The sequence below is a fragment of the Streptococcus sp. CL8.13 genome, assembly GCF_049737895.1.
Window position 1 is genome coordinate 1 of the sequence record NZ_JBKOTT010000120.1, and the last position, 2,059, is coordinate 2,059.

Genomic DNA, 2,059 nt, shown 5'->3' on the forward strand with positions numbered 1-2,059 from the left:
GACACGCAAAAAAAGAACTGACTTAGGCGCCAATCTCATTGAGATTTTAGGGTGCCAAATCAATTCCTTTGATAATTTAAGTGTACACCATTTTTACTAGAAAAGCAAATTGACTAGCAGGAACAGACTGCTATAAATCGCTATAAACCGTGTTGAATTAGAGTCGTTTTTTTACTTGCTTTTATCCGCAGGCGCTAAAAAACGGAAGACATGGTATAATAGTACCAGGTAATAAAAAAAGCACGTTTGACCGTGCTAGTTTCTTGCCTGCTGAACTCATCATATAGTATAGTGGCTCCTTTGTGGGGCTTTTTTTGTGAACATTTTTAGGAACTTTTAAAGAATTTAAAGAAAATATAAGGAAATATGATTTTAAAGAAAATCAGGAATATCAAGGCCTTTACTTACTAATGAAATATAAAAATCAAGCGGTAGCGGAATAACTCAAAATGTGATAAGATAGGGGTATGAATCTGAAAGTGAAACAAAAAATACCATTAAAAATCAAGCGCATGGGAATTAATGGTGAGGGAATCGGCTTTTATCAAAAAACATTAGTCTTTGTGCCTGGTGCTCTCAAAGGAGAAGATATCTATTGTCAGATTACTTCTATTAAACGTAACTTTATTGAGGCAAAATTACTGAAGGTCAACAAGAAGTCTAAATTCCGAGTTGTGCCAGCTTGTACTATTTACAATGAGTGCGGAGGCTGCCAAATCATGCACCTCCATTATGATAAGCAGCTAGAGTTCAAGACGGACTTACTTCATCAAGCACTGAAAAAATTTGCTCCTGTAGGATATGAAAACTATGAAATTCGTCCAACTATTGGAATGCAGGAACCCAAGTACTATCGTGCCAAGTTACAATTTCAGACTCGAAAATTTAAAAATCAGGTCAAGGCGGGCTTATATGCACAAAACTCTCATTACTTAGTAGAGTTGAAAGAGTGCCTGGTACAAGACAAGGAAACTCAAGTGATTGCTAATCGTCTAGCAGAATTACTTACTTATCACCAGATTCCAATCACGGATGAGAGAAAAACTCTAGGTGTTAGAACTATAATGGTTCGACGAGCTAGAAAGACTGGACAGGTTCAGATTATTATTGTTACAAATCGCCAGCTTAATTTAACCCAACTAGTAAAAGACTTGGTTAAAGATTTTCCAGAAGTTGTGACAGTAGCTGTGAATACAAATACAGCTAAAACCAGTGAGATTTATGGTGAAAAGACAGAGATTATCTGGGGACAAGAGAGTATTCAAGAAGGTGTTCTTGATTATGAATTTTCACTATCTCCTCGAGCATTCTATCAACTAAATCCTGAACAAACAGAAGTCCTCTATAGCGAGGCGGTAAAAGCGCTGGATGTTGATAAAGAAGACCATTTGATTGACGCTTATTGTGGAGTTGGAACGATTGGATTTGCCTTCGCAAAGAAAGTTAAAACACTTAGAGGTATGGATATTATTCCAGAAGCCATTGAAGATGCCAAGCGAAATGCTAAAAGAATGGGATTTGACAACACACATTATGAAGCTGGAACGGCAGAAGAGATTATTCCTCGCTGGTATAAGGAAGGCTACCGAGCAGATGCTCTGATTGTGGATCCACCACGCACAGGTCTGGATGATAAGTTATTAGATACTATTCTTACCTATGTACCAGAAAAAATGGTCTATATTTCTTGCAATGTTTCGACCTTGGCAAGGGATTTGGTGCGTTTGGTAGAAGTCTACGATGTCCATTATATACAGTCTGTTGACATGTTTCCACACACCGCTCGAACTGAAGCAGTGGTAAAATTAATTAAAAAAGTTTCAAAAAAGTAGTTGACAAAGTTTAAAAAGTCGGTATAATGGTAAGAGTTGAAAATAACAGCTCAGGTCCGTTGGTCAAGGGGTTAAGACACCGCCTTTTCACGGCGGTAACACGGGTTCGAATCCCGTACGGACTATGGTATGTTGCGGATGGAAGCACTTGATGAAAAAAGTTCAAAAAAGTTTCAAAAAAGTGTTGACAAGCGAAAGCGGCTGTGATATACTAATATAGTTAAAGC

Annotated in this window: 1 protein-coding gene and 1 tRNA gene; both read left to right on the forward strand. The window is 37.7% G+C overall.

The genetic code is table 11. The features are described 5' to 3' along the window. The first annotated feature begins 467 nt into the window (after nt 1-467). Entirely contained in the window at nt 468-1,832 is a 1,365-nt protein-coding gene (gene rlmD / locus ACLNCN_RS04460) for a 23S rRNA (uracil(1939)-C(5))-methyltransferase RlmD (RefSeq protein WP_084926162.1), read from the forward strand. Between the two features lie 53 nt (nt 1,833-1,885). After that, nucleotides 1,886-1,957 (forward strand) — tRNA-Glu (locus ACLNCN_RS04465). Nucleotides 1,958-2,059: the final 102 nt, after the last annotated feature.